The sequence below is a fragment of the Pseudactinotalea sp. Z1732 genome, assembly GCF_049724975.1.
GTDB lineage: Bacteria > Actinomycetota > Actinomycetes > Actinomycetales > Beutenbergiaceae > CALKWS01.
Genome location: NZ_JBMPQC010000003.1, coordinates 59175 through 74341, shown reverse-complemented (window position 1 = coordinate 74341; position 15167 = coordinate 59175). Strand labels below are relative to the sequence as shown.

Sequence of the window (15167 nt, the reverse complement as noted above, 5' to 3'; positions counted from 1 at the left end):
TCCGAGCGTGAAGGTGGAAGAAGTGAACCAGGAGACCGAGTACCGGATCGAGCACGACACCATGGGCGAGGTCCGGGTGCTCAAGAACGCCACCTACCGCGCTCAGACCCAGCGGGCGGTGGAGAACTTCGCGATCTCGGGGATCCCGATCTCCCGGCACCACATCGCCGCACTGGCCCAGGTCAAGCGTGCCGCTGCGCTGGCCAACGCCGAACTGGGCGTGCTGGACCAGGACCGGGCCGAGGCGATCGTGGCCGCCGCCGACCGGGTGATCGCCGGAGAGTTCGACCACGACTTCCCCATCGACGTGTTCCAGACCGGCTCGGGCACCTCCTCCAACATGAACACCAACGAGGTGATCGCGACGCTGGCGAGTCGCTCCGGGGTGCAGGTGCACCCGAATGACCACGTGAACGCCTCCCAGTCCTCCAACGACGTCTTCCCCGCCTCCATCCACATCGCCGCCACCCAGGCGGTCACCACCGAACTGCTGCCCGCGCTGGAGACCCTGGCCGCCGCACTGGAGGCCAAGGCGACCGAGTTCGCCGACGTGGTCAAGGCCGGCCGCACCCACCTGATGGACGCCACCCCGGTCACCCTCGGGCAGGAGTTCGGCGGCTACGCCCAGCAGATCCGCAACGGGATCGAGCGAGTGCGTTCGGCAGTGCCCCGCCTGGCCGAACTCCCGTTGGGCGGCACCGCGGTCGGTACCGGGATCAATACCCCGGTCGGGTTCGGCGCCAGGGTCACCGGGTTGATCGCCGAGCACACCGGACTCCCGCTGACCGAGGCGCCCAACCACTTCGAGGCACAGAGCGCCCAGGACTCCCTGGTGGAGGCCTCCGGGCACCTGCGCACCGTGGCCGTGTCGCTGGTGAAGATCTGCAACGACCTGCGCTGGATGGGCTCCGGACCCAACACCGGGCTGGCCGAGATCGCCATCCCGGACCTGCAGCCGGGTTCCTCGATCATGCCGGGCAAGGTGAACCCGGTGATCCCCGAGGCGATGCTGATGGTGTGCGCCCAGGTGATCGGGAACGACGCGGCGATCGCCTTCGGTGGAACCACCGGGTCCTTCGAACTCAACGTGATGCTGCCGGTGCTGGCCCGCAACATCCTGGAGTCCACCACGATCCTGGCCCGGGCCAGTGAGCACCTGGCGCACAAGTGCGTCGACGGCATCACCGCGAACGTCGAGCGGGCACGGGAACTGGCCGAGTCCTCACCCTCGATCGTGACCCCGCTGAACCGGCTGATCGGATACGAGGCCGCCGCCAAGATCGCCAAGCACGCCGTCACCGAGGGGATCACCGTGCGGCAGGCCGTAGAGGACCTGGGTTACATCGAACGCGGCGAGGTGACACCGGACCAGCTCGACGCCGCCCTGGACGTCACCACGATGACCCACCCCTGACCGCCATCACGCCCCACTGACGGCGCCGGCCCCACCCGGGCGGGACGCCAGGCGTCAGCGGAGGACCCGGTAGCGCAGCGCCCGGCCGACGCGGTGGGCCTGCTCGGTGGCGAACGCGTTCCGGGTGGTGCGCGGAGGCAGCCCCATCGAGGCAGTGTTCAGGTAGACCGTGGTGGCGCCGAAGTCACCCCATCAGCACTCCAGTTTCAGAACATCTCCCCGAAGCCCATCGCGATGAGGTTGTCGCGGGAGATGCGCAGGCACTCGAACACGTCCCGGCCGTAGAACTGGTCCTGCTCCACGAAAAGGTACTCCGCGCCGATCTCGGCCGAGGCGGTGATGATCGAGGGGAAGTCCAGGGTGCCCTCCCCCACCTCGGCGAACTGAACCAGGTCCCGCCAGGCCTCACCGAAGGCGGCGAAGTCCCCGGCCTCGCGGGCCTCGATCGCCTCGGGCGGCATGATGGCGATCCGGTAGTCCTTCAGGTGCACCAACTCGGTCCGCTCGCCGTAGCGGTGCAGCGCCCGCACCGGGTCGTCGCCGCCGCGTTGCACCCAGTGCACGTCCACCTCCAGGCCCAGGTTCGGCGCGGAATCGTAGATGATGTCCAGCAGCGTGCGCCCCTCCAGGCGTCCGTACTCCACGTGGTGGTTGTGGTAGTACAACCGCACCCCCCGTTGGGCCAGTTCCATCGCGACCTTGTCCACACCGGCGCAGAAGTCGGCCACATCGCTGATGCTGGTCAGGTACTGCAGCGGTGCCATCCCGATGCGGAGGTACCGCACGCCCAGGCGCTCGCAGTCGGCGCTGATCTTGTCCAGATCCTCGCTGAGACTGTCCGAACCACGCTGGGGCAGGTAGGAGGCGGACAACGAGGCGATGTCGATACCCAGGTCCTGCTGGGCTCGCTCAATCGCCTCCACGTTCGTCGGCGTCATCGGGATCTGGGACATCTCCACCGCGCGGTAACCGAGTTCGGCCACCCGGCGCAGGGACTCACCTACACCGTGCTCCTTGGCGTGGTCGCGCAGCATCATGGCCTGCACACCGATCGTGGGCATTGTTTTCCTCTCGCTTGCTGGGATGGCTCGTCAAAACGGCCGGACGCCGCGCCACCGGGCTGGATTCAGGCGTGGCGCAGAATCAGTTCATCGATCACGGTGCCGCGTTCGAGCACGTACCCGGACTCCTCGCCCACCATCTGGAAGCCGTTGCGCTTGAGGACCACCACGGCGGCGTCATTGTGCCGCGGGGCGCGAGCCACCACCGGCCGGATCGGCACTTCGTCCAGGAACGCGCGCAACGCTGCGGTGGCCACCCCCTGCCCCCAGTGGGCCCGGTCCACCCAGTAGGAGACCCGGAACTCCCCGTCCACAGGCAGGCCCACGATGTGGCCGAGTACCTCGTCACTCGCGGCGTAGGTGATGGTGCGCGCATGCACCTCGGGATCGCGGAGCAACTTTGCCCATCTGGTCTCGAAGGCGTGCTGATCGTTGGGGTGATCATCGGCGATCGCGGCCATCGCGGCGGCCTGCGGATCGCGCAGGTGCCCGAAGAACACCGGAAGATCCGAGTCGGTCACCTCACGAAGCACCACGTCTGCCCTGTCCTCGGTCACCTGGCCACCTCCCTGGAATCACCCCCATGGTAGTTCGGCGGGCACGCCGGCGCAGCGAACTCGAGGCCCGACATCCTCATCGCGACCACAGCCCGGGCCGTCGCGGCACGCGTACCGAGCGGTGCCCCGGTCGCGGGAGGGCAGATCGGTGCCCCGGCACCGCAGCGCAGAAACGGCCTCAATCGCTGACCACCGAAAGCGCCTGGCCGGCGATCTCCAGTTCCTCGTTCGTGGGTACGACCAGCACCGCCACCGCGGAGTCGTCGGTGGAGATCACGCGGGTGCCCCGCACCGGTGCGGTGTTGCGCTGGGGGTCCACCTCGATCCCCATGCGTTCCAGCCCGGCCAGGGACTCAGCGCGCACCGCCGTGTCGTTCTCCCCGATCCCGGCGGTGAAGACGATGGCGTGCACGTGCCCCAGTGCCGCGGTGTAGGCCCCCACATACTTGCGGATGCGGTAGGTGTAGATCTGCCGGGCCAGGCGCGCATCGGCGTCCCCGGCGGTGATCGCCGCGTCCACGTCGCGCATGTCGGCATGCCCGCTCAGGCCGAGCATGCCGGAGCGGCGGTTCAGCAGTTCGTCGATCTCGTTGATGCCCATCCCCGCGGTGCGGGCCAGGTGGAACACCACCGCCGGGTCGATATCACCCGAGCGGGTGCCCATGACCAGGCCCTCCAGCGGCGTCAGGCCCATCGAGGTGTCCACCGAGCGGCCCTGACGCACCGCGGTGGCCGAGGCCCCGTTGCCCAGGTGCAGCACGATCAGGTTCGCCTCCTCGGGCCCCATGCCCAGGAACCGGGCGGCCTCCCGGGAGACGTACTGGTGGGAGGTGCCGTGCGCGCCGTATCGGTGGATGCGGTGCTCGGCCGCCACCGCCTGGTCGATGGCATAGGTGGCGGCGTAGTCGGGCATGGTCAGATGGAAAGCGGTGTCGAAGACCGCCACGTGTTTCATCTGCGGGAAGTACTCCCGGGCGGCGCGGATGCCCTGCAGGTTCGCGGGATTGTGCAGTGGCGCCAGGTCCACGAGGCTCTCGATGATCTCAATGGCCTCGTCGTCGATGAGCACCGGCCCCCCGAACCTGGCCCCGCCCTGGACCACCCGGTGACCCACCGCGGCCAGGTCCGAATCGTCCAGGTCCGGACCGTGCTGGTCGAAGGCGGACCGCATCAGGGCCATGGCCGCCTCGTGGTCCGGCACGGGCTGTTCGGTGCGCTGGGCCCGGCCACCGTTGGAGTGGGTGCAGATGCCCAGCGGTTGGCCGATGCGTTCGATCAGGCCGGTAGCCAGGGCTTGCTCGGCGCCGGTGTCCACCACCTGGTACTTCAGTGAGGAGGAACCGGAGTTGATCACCAGGACCACCCCGCTGGACCCGCGCGCGCTGCCAGCAGCGGTTGCGCCGTCGTCGCTGGTGGTTGCGCGGCCAGGGGGAGCGCCGCCGTCGCGGGCGTCCGCACCCGGGTTCGCGCCGCCGTCGCGACCGTCGTCGTTCACCATCACCCGATCCCTTCGGTCTGCACCGCCTGGTCGTGCCCGGCTTGAGCAGCGGCCTCGGCCTGCACGGCGGTGATCGCCACCGTGGTGACGATGTCCTGCACCAGCGCCCCGCGGGAGAGGTCGTTGACCGGTTTGTTGAGGCCCTGCAGTACCGGTCCCACCGCCACCGCACCGGCGCTGCGCTGGACCGCCTTGTAGGTGTTGTTGCCGGTGTTCAGGTCCGGGAAGATGAACACCGTGGCGCGGCCGGCCACGGCGCTACCGGGCAGTTTCGCCTTGGCCACCGACACGTCCACGGCCGCGTCGTACTGGATCGGCCCCTCGACCACGAGGTCCGGGCGGCGCTCGCGCACCAGTTCGGTGGCGGTGCGAACCTTGTCCACCTCGGCCCCGGACCCGGATTCCCCGGTGGAGTAGGACAGCATCGCGATCCTTGGGTCCACCCCGAACTGGGCGGCCGTGCGGGCTGAGGAGATGGCGATGTCGGCCAGTTGCTCGGCGGTCGGGTCGGGGTTGACCGCGCAGTCGCCGTACACCAGCACCCGGTCGGCCAGGGCCATGAAGAACACCGAGGAGACGATCGAGACGCCCGGGACGGTCTTGATGATCTGGAAGGCCGGCCGGATGGTGTGTGCGGTGGTGTGCTGTGCGCCGGAGACCATCCCGTCAGCCAGACCCAGGTGCACCATCATGGTGCCGAAGTAGGACACGTCGGTGACGATCTCCCGGGCCCGGTCCATGGTCATCCCCCGGTGGGCGCGAAGCGCGGTGTACTCGGCGGCGAAGCGCTCGGTCAGGTCGGGATCGGTGGGGGAGAGCACCTGCGCGGCGTCCAGGTCCAGGCCGAGACGGCGGGCCCGACCGCGTACCTCGGACTCCTCACCCAGCAGCGTCAAGGCGGCCACGTCGCGGGCGAGCAGGGAGGATGCTGCGCGCAGGATGCGATCGTCGGCGCCCTCCGGCAGCACCACGTGCTTGCCGGCCTGGTGGGCGCGTTCGAGCAGGTCGTACTCGAACATCAGCGGCGTCACGACGTCGGTCCTGGGGATGTCGACCGCATCCAGGAGTTGCTCGCCGTCGACATGGGTGGCGAAGGTGGCTCGGGCGAGGTCGAGTTTGCGCTGGGTGCCCGCGGAGAGCAGTCCCCGGGTCCTGGCGACCTCGCTGGCGGTCTCGTACGTGCCCAGGTCGGTGGTGATGACCGGAAGTTGCAGCGACAGCCCGTCCAGCAACCGCCGGACCGGCTCGGGCGGGCGGAAGCCGCCGTTCAGGATCAGCCCGGACAGGGTGGGGAAGGACTCGGCACGGTTCGCCGACAGCACCGCCAGGATCACGTCGGAGCGGTCGCCGGGCACGATCACGATCGCCCCCTCGGTGAGCCGGTCGAGAATGTGCTCCATGGTCATCCCGCCCACGATCACCCCTTCGGCCTCCCGCTCCAGGAGCGCCTCCTCACCGGCGATCAGGGTGCCGTCGACGGCCTGCATCAGGTCCCGCACCAGTGGCGCCGACAGCAGCGGAATATCGGGCATCACCCAGGCCGGCAGCGGCAGATCGGCCAGCGCCTCACGTACCTTGGGCAACTCATCGGGGTTGGCGCGGTTGGCGACCACCGCGACCACCTTGGCGTGCGCGGAGTGCAGTTCGGCGGTGGCCACGTCCACCATCGAGCGCACCGCCTCAGCAGGCCGGTCGACTGCGGAGGTGACAAGCACGACGGCGGAACCCAGGTTGGTTGCGACGCGGGCGTTGAAAGCCAGTTCGGTCGGGCCGGCCACGTCGGTGTAGTCCGAGCCGACGATCACCACCATCTCGCACTGCCGTTCCACCAGCCGGTACTTGCGGATGATCGTGTTCAGCGCCGCGTCGGGATCGGCGTGCACGTCCTCATACGTCACCCCCACGCACTCGTCGTAGGACAGGTCCACGCCGTCGTGGCTGAGCAGCAGTTGGAGCACCGAGTCCGGTTCGGTGCCGCTGCGGGCCACGGGGCGGAAGACGCCCACCCGGGTGACCCGCCGCACGAACAGATCCACCAGTCCCAGGGCCACCGATGACTTCCCGGTGTGCCCTTCGGGCGAGGTGACGTAGACGCTGGAGACCATGGGATCTGCTCCTCGGGTGGAGTTCAGTGCGGCTGCCTACCCCGCAGGCTATCGGCCACCGGATGCTCCCGCGGCGGGAGCGGGTGTGGGCTGGCTGACGTTGTGCAGGGCGCCGCGGCCAGCGGATGCGCGGATGCCCGAGAGTGCCCGGTTGCGGCTTGGGGGTGTGCCGGCGGGGCGCCCTCGGCGTGGTGATTCCGGCCGCGACGCGGCGTAGGCTGGGTGGGTGGATCAAGGGGTGTGGCGGCAGTGGTTGCGAGCAGCGACCAAGCCTCGCCTGCTCGGAATCCTGGTGATCCTGCTGATCGGTGCGATGGTGTGCGTGCGGTTGGGGATGTGGCAGTTGGAGCGTGCCCAGGTCCGCGGGGACCAGGTTGCGGCGATGGAGCAGGCCGAACGTGAGAGCGCGCCCCCGCAGCCGTTGGGCGAGGTGGTGGGTCCGCAGACCCAACTCGTCCAGGAGATGGTGGGTCTGCGCGTGATCGCCGAGGGAGTGTATGAGCAGGAGGATCAGTTCTTCGTGGTCGGTCGCTCCCACGAGGGTCAGGTGGGGTACTGGGTGCTGACCGCGTTGGTGCTCGGTGAGGGCGAGCACGCCGGAGCCGTGGTTCCGGTGGTGCGCGGCTGGGTTCCCGAGGCCGATCCGGACCTGCTCACCGAGGTGCCGAGCGAGCCGGTGCGGGTGCTGGCGTACCTGGCCCCCTCGGAGGGGGCCGGGGCCCGGCTGCCCGAGCCACACCTGGTGGACGCGGTGAGCTCGGCCCAGTTGGTGAACGTGTGGGGCGGTCCGATCTACTCGGCGCACCTGCGCCTGATCTCCGCCGAACCCGAGGTCGGGCCACCGATGGCGCAGGTCGGCCCACCCGAGATCGCCGACGCCGGACTGAACATCCAGAACCTGGCCTACGCCGCCGAGTGGTGGATCTTCGGCGGGTTCGCACTGTTCCTGTGGTGGCGCATGGTGCGCGATGAGGTCCGGTACGACCGCGAGCAGGCCGCGAAGAGCCGCGCCTCCGCGCCGGCCGGTGCGCCCGGTGGTGGGCCCGGTGGTGGGCCCGGCGGTGACGACGAGGGGGAGGAGGCGCGCCGAGCCGGACCCACCGGTGCTGCCAGCACACAACATGCCGACGACGACGTCGTGCGCGCGCGTGTGCCCGCCCCCTGAGTAGAACGGCGGCGCGGTCAGGAGCCGTCGCGGAGTGCGGCGAGCGTGGTCTCGGTGAACGTGATGTCACTGAAACGTGCGGTGCCGGAGTCACCGGTCGGTGCCTGGGCGAGCATCCCCACCGCCACCGCGTCGGTGGTGGCCAACCGGAACACGCGCACGAAGTCCCACCTGTCTCCGTCGCTGGAGGCGTGCATGGCGTACGCCGGACCGATCCGGGCGATGCGCAGATGGACCGTGTCGCCGTCGACCACCCAGGAGTTCGCGTCGTCGGAGTAGCCGTTCGTGACCACGCTGACCACCATCGCCCCACCCTGCGGCGAGTACTCGAAGCACAGTTTCGCCCAGTGCTCGGCGTCGGCCCACAGGGTCAGCACACCGGCATCGAAGGTGGTCCGGGGACCGGGCACCTGCACCCGGGCGGAGAACTGGAAGTCCCCCTCCGGGACGAACCCCAGGCTGGTGGCGGTCTGCCGGGAGGGCTGGTCTCCCGCGGAGGCGTAGTTGATCCAGTCCACCCGGGCCGCCGAGGTCAGGGTGAGAACACCGTCGGTGAGATCCCACTGACCAGGGCCGTTGGTCCAGGTGAGGTCGGGTAGGCCATCCAGGCGGGGGGCGCTCATCGGTGTCTCCTTGCGTAGGCGGTTGGTGATGAGCACAGCCTGCCAGAGCGCGTCCCCGGCCGTCGGCGGGCTACTCCTGGTTCCAGGACTCCCACAGGGCGGCATAGTCCCCGCCGGCCTCGACCAGGTCGTGGTGCGGGCCGATCTCGGAGATGAGGCCGGCGTCGACGACGGCCACCCGGTCGGCGTCGTGGGCAGTGTAGAGCCGGTGTGCGATCGCCACCACGGTGCGCCCGTGCAGCACCGCCGAGAGGGAACGCTCCAGATGCCGGGCCGCCCGCGGATCCAGCAGCGAGGTGGCCTCATCGAGCACCAGGGTGTGCGGGTCCATCAGCACCAACCGGGCCAGTGCCACCTGCTGGGCCTGCGCCGGGCTCAGGGCGACTCCGCCGGAGCCGACCTCGGTGTCCAGACCGCGTGGCAGGCGCCGGGCCCACCCCAGTGCGTCCACCGCAGCCAGGGCCCGGTGCAGTTCGTCGTCGTCGGCCTCGTTCTTGGCCAGGCGCAGATTCTGGGCCAGTGAGCCCACGAACACGTGGTGCTCCTGGGTCACCAGGGCCACCTGCTTGCGCAGGTCCTCCAGCGGCAGGTCCACCAACCGCACCCCCCCGACGGCCGCCGTGCCGCCGGTGGGCGGGTGGATCCCGGCCAGCATCCGGCCCAGGGTGGATTTGCCCGCCCCGGAGGGGCCCACCACCGCCAGCCGCTCGCCCGGCTGCAGGTCCAGGTCGATGCCGTGCAGCACATCCTGGCCCTCCCGGTAGGCGTACCGCAGGTCCTCGGTCCTGATCTGCTGGTCCTCGGGCTGCTCACCGGAGGCGGTGCGGTCCTTCTCGACCAGTTCCACTCCGAAGATCCGGGAGATGGACGCCGCGCCCACCTGGATTTCATCGAGCCAGAAGATCAACTCCTCGATCGGGTTCATCATCTGCATGGCGTACAGGGCGATCGTGGTGACCGCACCGATGGTGGCGTGCCCGTTTGCGACCAGGTACCCGCCCCACAGCAGGACGGCCACGATCGGCAGGATGAACGCAGCGTCGATCCCGGGGAACAGCACGGTACGCAGCCACAGGGTGTACTTCTCGGCCTTGAACGCCTCGGAGATGTCGGCGTCGATCCGTTCGCGCCGCCGCTTTCCCAGGGACAAGGCGTCCACCGTCCGGGCGCCCTCGACCGACTCGGTCAGGGAGCCGTTGATGGCGGCATAGGAGGCTGACTCGCGCAGGTAGGCCGGGGTGGCCCGGCGCAGGTACCACCGCGTGGCCAGCACCAGCACCGGTACCCCCACGAAGGTGGCCAGCGCCACCAGCGCGTTGGTGAGCAGCCCGGCCACCACGGTCAGCAGGATCGTGGCCAGGCACACCAGCACCCGTGGCACACCGAAGCGCACCGTGTACTGCACCCGGTCGATGTCGTTGGTGGTACGAGCCACCAGGTCACCGGTACCGGTCTGCTCCACCGTGGACAGCGGCAGGGCGGTGATCTTGGCGATGAAGTCCTCGCGCAGGTCGGCGAAGACCTCCTCACCCAGGATCATGGCGTTGCGTTGGGCAAAGCGCACCAGGACCGTCTGGGCGAGCACGGCCGCCACCAGGATGGCCACCATGATGTTCAGCGCGGCGGCGGTGGTGCCGCCGGTGACGTCGTCGATGATCCGGCCCAGCAGCCACGGCCCCACCAGGCCGGCCAGTGCCGCCAAGGTGTGCAGGGTGACCACACCGGTCAGCTTCGCCGAGTGCTGGCGCAGCAGGGTGCCGGTGCGTGAGCGAACCGTCGCCGAGTCGGCCACGGGCAATGTCATCGCGGCACTCCTTCCCCGGTGGCGCCGGCAGGTTCGGTGGAGTCGCGGGCCAGGGTCCGGTCGATCTCGGCCGCGCCCCCTGCGGTCTCGCTGTCATCGGTCTCCCCGTGCCCGGGTTTGCCGTCTGCGAACTCGCCGTCCTCGGCCGCTCCCTCCCCGGGCTCACCCATACTGCGGCTGACCACGTCCCGGTAGCTCCGGGCGTGCTCGAACCCGGCCTCGGCGGCCTCGAGCAGTTCGTGGTGGCCTCCGCGGGCCCGCACCACGCCGTCGGAGCCCAGGAACGCCACCTCATCGACGTGCTCCAGCAGCAGCGGGCTGGCCGAGACGATCACCGTGGTCCGTCCGGCTCGCGCGGTGCGCAGGTTCGCTGCGATCCGGGCCTCGGTGTGGGCGTCAACCGCTGAGGTCGGCTCGATCAGCAGCAGGATCTCGGCATCGGTGGTCAGCGCCCGGGCCAGGGCCACGCGCTGACGCTGCCCACCCGAGAGGGACCGGCCCTTCTCGGCGATCCGCCCGTGCAGGCCCTGCGGCAGCGACTCCAGCACGTCACCGGCGTCGGCGACGTCCAGGGCCGCCAGCAGTTCCTCCGGCGTGGACCCACCGCGGGCGTCGACCTCGGTGGCCAACGTGCCGGTGAATAGGGCGGGTGTGGGCTCACCGAGCACGATCCGCTCGCGCACGGCGGCCAGCGGGTAGGAGCGGATGTCCTGGCCGTCCCAGCACACCGTGGTGTCGGTGTCGATCAGCCGGGACATCCGGATCAGCACATCGGCGCTGGCGTCGGGGTCTGCAGCCACCACGGCCAGGACCTGACCAGGCTTGGCCTCCAGACCCGAGCGCAGGTCAACCAGGGTGGCACCCGGTGCCGGTGCCGCTGCGGTGCCCTCGTCGGCGACGTCCGGGACCACCTGCAGAACCTTGATCATCTTCCGCGCGGCCACCACCGCGCGGGTGCCGTGCTGTACCACCATCGTGGCTGCGCGCAGTGGTTGGGTCAGGAACACCCCGTAGCCGTAGAAGGTGACCAGCTGACCCGGCGTCAGTTCCCCGCGCACGGTCAGGTGCGCACCGAGGAACACCACCAGTGCCAGGAACAACCCGGGCAGCAGTACCTGCAACGCGTCCAGGGTCGACTGGGTCTGCGCCACGGCGGTCCCGCGCCGGCGCACCTGCTGGGACTGGTCGTGGTAGCGCTGCGCAAAGACGTCCTCCCCACCGATCCCGCGCAGGATCCGCAGGCCGGAAACGGTGTCTGAACCCAGCGTGGTCAACCGGCCCTGGGCCTCCCGCTGCGCGGCCTGGCGGCGCTGCAGCGGCCGGACCAGCAGCGCCAGGATCGCCGCCACCACCGGCAGCCCGATCAGCACGGTCAGGCCCAGCGCCGGCGAACTGTTCAGCAGTACCAGGGCGACGACGATGTAGGTCACCACGCCACCCAGGAACCGGGCCATGCCGGCGAAGAGTTCGCCGAACCGCAGCGCGTCGGTGGCCACGGTGGCGACCACCTCACCGGTGGGCAGTTCCTTGGTGATGCCCGCACCGGACCTGGTCACGTGATGGCCCAGCAACTGGGAGGCGTTCAGTGAAGCGCGCAGCCAGTTGGCCACATCGAAGCGGTGCCCGACGGCGTTGGCCACGATCGCGACGGCACCGACACCCAGCAGCACCATGCACCAGAAGATCAACTGCTCGCCCACGCCCGCGGACAGGCCCTCATCGACCGCGCGGCCCAGGATGTAGGGCAGCGCAGCCTGGCACAGGGCACCGAGAACCCCGAATCCGATGGCACCCAGCAGCACCGGCCACTGCCGCTTGGCCTGCCACCAGATGAAGGCGGCTGGACCGGTCAGCGGAGGGCGACCGGGATCGGGGTGAGGAAGGGCTCGCACGAGGGTCAAGGTTAGGCCAGCCCGGACCGGGCGAGCCATGTCTTTTCGGTCACCCGGCCCCGGTGGCGGGAAGGGCGCGGTCTGGCTACGGCGCTGTCGTGCGGCCCGGCGTGGTGGCCGCCTTCACCGGCTCAGGCCGGGGCCTGGTCCAGGGCCGCCGAGAGTTCGGTGGCGGCGCCGGAAAGCGTCGAGCCGAACTCCTCCAGATGCTGTTGTGCGAGCTCGCCGGCACCGGCGCGGTCCAGGTCGGCGCTCGTGGCGTCGAAGTCGGCGCGGGCGGCCCCGATGATGGTCTCGGTCCCGGCCACGTCGTCGTCGGGCCCGCCGTCGGTCAGTTCCCCGTCCCAGGCGCGCCAGGCCCGGGCCAGTTCCGCGGCCTCGAGGGCATCGGCGGCGCACACCGGTGCCAGGTCCACCAGGTAGCACTGGGTGCTCAGCGAGGCTTGGATCTGGTCGTTCGGGATCGCCGCCGCGGCTTCGGCGAGTTCGACGAGCTCGCCCGGGGTGGTGGCCGAGTCGGGGGAGTGTGCGCAGCCGGCCTCGGTGCACCGGAGCGCCTCATCCAGGTCCGCCTGTGCCTCCGCGGCCCCGGCGTGCGCCGCCACCAGCGCCGGGTAGGTCCCGCAGAAGGTCCGCACGGCCGACTCGATGCCGCCGGTGCTGCGCTGGAAGTCCGCCACCGCCAGCTGGTAGTCGCCGAAACGCTGGCCGGTCTCGCCGGCGTCTGGGTGCTCGGTGTCCAGACCCGTCGGAGGTGCCGGGGGTTGGACGGCCTCCTGCCCGGACTGGATGAACGAGGTATAGGCGGTGCACGCGGCGTTGACGGCATCGACGTCGGCCCAGCCTGCGGTGCTGGGTTGCACCGGGTAGCGCACGGGTTGGGTCCAGTCCGGTTCGAACAGCGCGGCAAGGTCGTGCTCGCCGGCCTCGGGGGTGCCGGCCGGGCCGAGCCGTTCTGTGGTGGCCCCGGCCCAGGCATCCAGGTCCGCCGTCCAGGCCTGGACCTGGTCCTGGCGCTGCACGTCGTCCGGGCTCTCCCGGTTCAGCAGCATCACCGCGACCACGATCGCCACCACCGCCATGGTCACCGGCAGCAGCAGCCGGCGGGTGCGCGGCGACGGCCGGGACGGGGTGGGTTCGGCGGGCACGTGTGGCTCCTGGTCGAGGGGCAGGCGTGCCTTAGCGTGCCATGGTCACCGTGGGTCCGGTCGCTACACGCCAGGGTGTGCCCACCTGGGATCAGCCTATCGTGACCTGGAGTAGGAGATCCGGACTGCCCCCGGGGCGCGAGCAAGGACCTGCTGGGCAACTACGGGCGGGGCGGTGACACAATGGGGGGATGACTGAGCCCACGCCCTCCCAGCCCGTGGACCGCAGCGGCGACCGGCCGGCCGGCGGTTCATCCGATGCGCCGGACGGCCACGGTGGACGGGACACCAGCGAGGCCCTGGTCGACTCCAGGGACCGTGGTTCCTTCGCCCGCTACCGGGTGATGGCCTTCATCACCGGCGGGTTCCTGCTGTTGCTGGTGGTGGAGATGTTCCTCAAGTACGCCCTGCAACTCAACGGAGTGCAGGCCGATGGGAGCGCCGCTCCGGTGCTGGGCAACTGGATCGCATTCGTCCACGGGTGGATCTACGTCGTCTATCTGGTGTCGGTGTTCGACCTGTGGTCGAGGATGCGCTGGGGCTTCGGTCGGATCGTGGCCCTGATCGCCGGTGGGGTGGTGCCGGTGCTGTCGTTCGTGATGGAACGCAACGCCCGCACCTGGTTCGAGGAGACCCTCGCCGCCCGCAACGGCCCGACCTGGTCCCCGGCAGAGAACGCCTGAGGCCCGGACGCGGCGCCGGGGTGGGCCGCGGTCTGGCTCAGTCCCGCCCGAACAGGTCGCGGGTGTAGACCTTGGCTGCCACGTCCTGCAGTTCATCGGTGGGCCGGTTGGCCACGATCACGTCGGCGCGGGCCTTGAAGTCCTCCAGGTCGTTGACCACTTCGGAGTGATAGAAGTCCGGTTCATCCAGGTTCGGTTCGTAGACGATGACCTCCACGCCCTTGGCCTTGATGCGCTTCATGATGCCCTGGATGGAGGAGGTGCGGAAGTTGTCCGAACCGGCCTTCATGATCAACCGGTAGACCCCCACCACCTGCGGGTTGCGGCGCAGCACGTCGGCGGCCACGAAGTCCTTGCGGGTGGTGTTGGCATCGACGACCGCTCGGATCAGGTTCTGCGGGACCTCGTCGTAGTTGGCCAGCAGCTGTTTGGTGTCCTTGGGCAGGCAGTACCCGCCGTAGCCGAAGGAGGGGTTGTTGTAGTGGGCCCCGATCCGCGGGTCCAGGCCCACCCCGTCGATGATCTGGCGGGTGCTCAGCCCGTGGGCCGCGGCGTAGGTGTCCAACTCGTTGAAGTAGGCCACTCGCAGTGCGAGGTAGGTGTTGGCGAAGAGTTTGATCGCCTCGGCCTCGGTGGACCCGGTCAGCAGCACCGGCACATCCTTGGCCAGGGACCCCTCCAGCAGGAGATCGGCGAAGGCCCGCCCGCGCTCGGACTGCTCACCCACCACGATCCGGGAGGGGTAGAGGTTGTCCTCCAGCGCCCGGCCCTCGCGTAGGAACTCCGGGGAGAAGAGCACGTTCAGGCCCGGGTGCTCGGTGCGCATCTGTGAAGTGAATCCCACCGGGATGGTGGACTTGATCACCACGGTGGCCTCCGGGGCCAACTCGCCGACCTGCACCAGCACCTTCTCCACCGAGGAGGTGTCGAAGTAGTTGGACACCTCGTCGTAGTTGGTGGGGGTGGCCACGATCACCACCCGCGCCCCCTCCAGCGCCTCGGTGGCCTCGGTGGTGGCGCGCAGGTTCAACTCCTTGGTGGACAGGTACTCCTGGAGCAGCGCATCGATGATCGGGGAGTGGCCGGCGTTGATCTGGGCCACCTTCTCAGCATCGATGTCCAGGCCCAGCACCTGATGATGTTGAGCCAGCATGACGGCCAGGGACAGCCCGACGTACCCGGTGCCCACCACAGCGATCCTCACCCAGCGCTCCTCA

Annotated in this window: 12 protein-coding genes; 3 read left to right on the top strand and 9 right to left on the bottom strand. The window is 69.8% G+C overall.

Annotated elements, in window-relative coordinates; genetic code table 11:
* Positions 1 to 22: 22 nt before the first annotated feature.
* Positions 23 to 1414 carry a class II fumarate hydratase gene (locus tag ACPL7H_RS07580; protein WP_424796401.1) on the top strand — a complete coding sequence of 464 codons (1392 nt, stop codon included), beginning with the start codon at positions 23 to 25 and terminating at the stop codon, positions 1412 to 1414.
* A 206-nt stretch (positions 1415 to 1620) separates the two neighbouring features.
* On the opposite strand, the gene ACPL7H_RS07575 is transcribed toward ACPL7H_RS07580, so the two are convergent.
* The 4 genes from ACPL7H_RS07575 to pta all read right to left on the bottom strand — a co-directional run bounded on the left by ACPL7H_RS07575 (position 1621) and on the right by pta (position 6635).
* Positions 1621 to 2475: a sugar phosphate isomerase/epimerase family protein gene (locus ACPL7H_RS07575; protein WP_424796400.1), complete on the bottom strand. Its 855-nt coding sequence runs from the start codon at positions 2473 to 2475 to the stop codon at positions 1621 to 1623.
* A 65-nt stretch (positions 2476 to 2540) separates the two neighbouring features.
* A complete protein-coding gene (locus ACPL7H_RS07570; RefSeq protein ID WP_424796399.1) occupies positions 2541 to 3032 on the bottom strand; it encodes a GNAT family N-acetyltransferase in 492 nt (163 codons plus the stop codon).
* A 178-nt stretch (positions 3033 to 3210) separates the two neighbouring features.
* The gene (locus ACPL7H_RS07565) at positions 3211 to 4530 is read right to left on the bottom strand and encodes an acetate kinase (RefSeq protein WP_424788958.1); all 1320 of its coding nucleotides are present in this window, start codon (positions 4528 to 4530) and stop codon (positions 3211 to 3213) included.
* Positions 4530 to 6635 (bottom strand): phosphate acetyltransferase, encoded by a 2106-nt coding sequence (gene pta, locus ACPL7H_RS07560; protein WP_424796398.1) that lies wholly within the window; start codon positions 6633 to 6635, stop codon positions 4530 to 4532. The genes ACPL7H_RS07565 and pta overlap by 1 nt, the downstream gene beginning before the upstream one ends.
* A gap of 226 nt (positions 6636 to 6861) precedes the next feature.
* On the opposite strand from pta, the gene ACPL7H_RS07555 reads away from it, so the two are divergent.
* Positions 6862 to 7800: an SURF1 family protein gene (locus ACPL7H_RS07555; RefSeq protein ID WP_424796397.1), complete on the top strand. Its 939-nt coding sequence runs from the start codon at positions 6862 to 6864 to the stop codon at positions 7798 to 7800.
* Between the two features lie 17 nt (positions 7801 to 7817).
* Here ACPL7H_RS07555 and ACPL7H_RS07550 read toward each other — a convergent pair whose 3' ends face one another.
* The 4 genes from ACPL7H_RS07550 to ACPL7H_RS07535 form a co-directional block, all read right to left on the bottom strand.
* Entirely contained in the window at positions 7818 to 8423 is a 606-nt protein-coding gene (locus ACPL7H_RS07550) for a DUF1349 domain-containing protein (protein WP_424796396.1), read from the bottom strand.
* 70 nt (positions 8424 to 8493) lie between these two features.
* Positions 8494 to 10227 (bottom strand): ABC transporter ATP-binding protein, encoded by a 1734-nt coding sequence (locus tag ACPL7H_RS07545; protein ID WP_424796395.1) that lies wholly within the window; start codon positions 10225 to 10227, stop codon positions 8494 to 8496.
* Entirely contained in the window at positions 10224 to 12119 is a 1896-nt protein-coding gene (locus ACPL7H_RS07540) for an ABC transporter ATP-binding protein (protein WP_424796394.1), read from the bottom strand. The genes ACPL7H_RS07545 and ACPL7H_RS07540 overlap by 4 nt, the downstream gene beginning before the upstream one ends.
* A 131-nt stretch (positions 12120 to 12250) precedes the next feature.
* Positions 12251 to 13267: a hypothetical protein gene (locus tag ACPL7H_RS07535; RefSeq protein ID WP_424796393.1), complete on the bottom strand. Its 1017-nt coding sequence runs from the start codon at positions 13265 to 13267 to the stop codon at positions 12251 to 12253.
* A 191-nt stretch (positions 13268 to 13458) separates the two neighbouring features.
* Between ACPL7H_RS07535 and ACPL7H_RS07530 the strand changes: the two genes are divergently transcribed.
* The gene (locus ACPL7H_RS07530) at positions 13459 to 13950 is read left to right on the top strand and encodes a DUF3817 domain-containing protein (protein WP_424796392.1); all 492 of its coding nucleotides are present in this window, start codon (positions 13459 to 13461) and stop codon (positions 13948 to 13950) included.
* 37 nt (positions 13951 to 13987) lie between these two features.
* On the opposite strand, the gene ACPL7H_RS07525 is transcribed toward ACPL7H_RS07530, so the two are convergent.
* Positions 13988 to 15154 carry a nucleotide sugar dehydrogenase gene (locus ACPL7H_RS07525; protein WP_424796391.1) on the bottom strand — a complete coding sequence of 389 codons (1167 nt, stop codon included), beginning with the start codon at positions 15152 to 15154 and terminating at the stop codon, positions 13988 to 13990.
* Positions 15155 to 15167 lie beyond the last annotated feature (13 nt).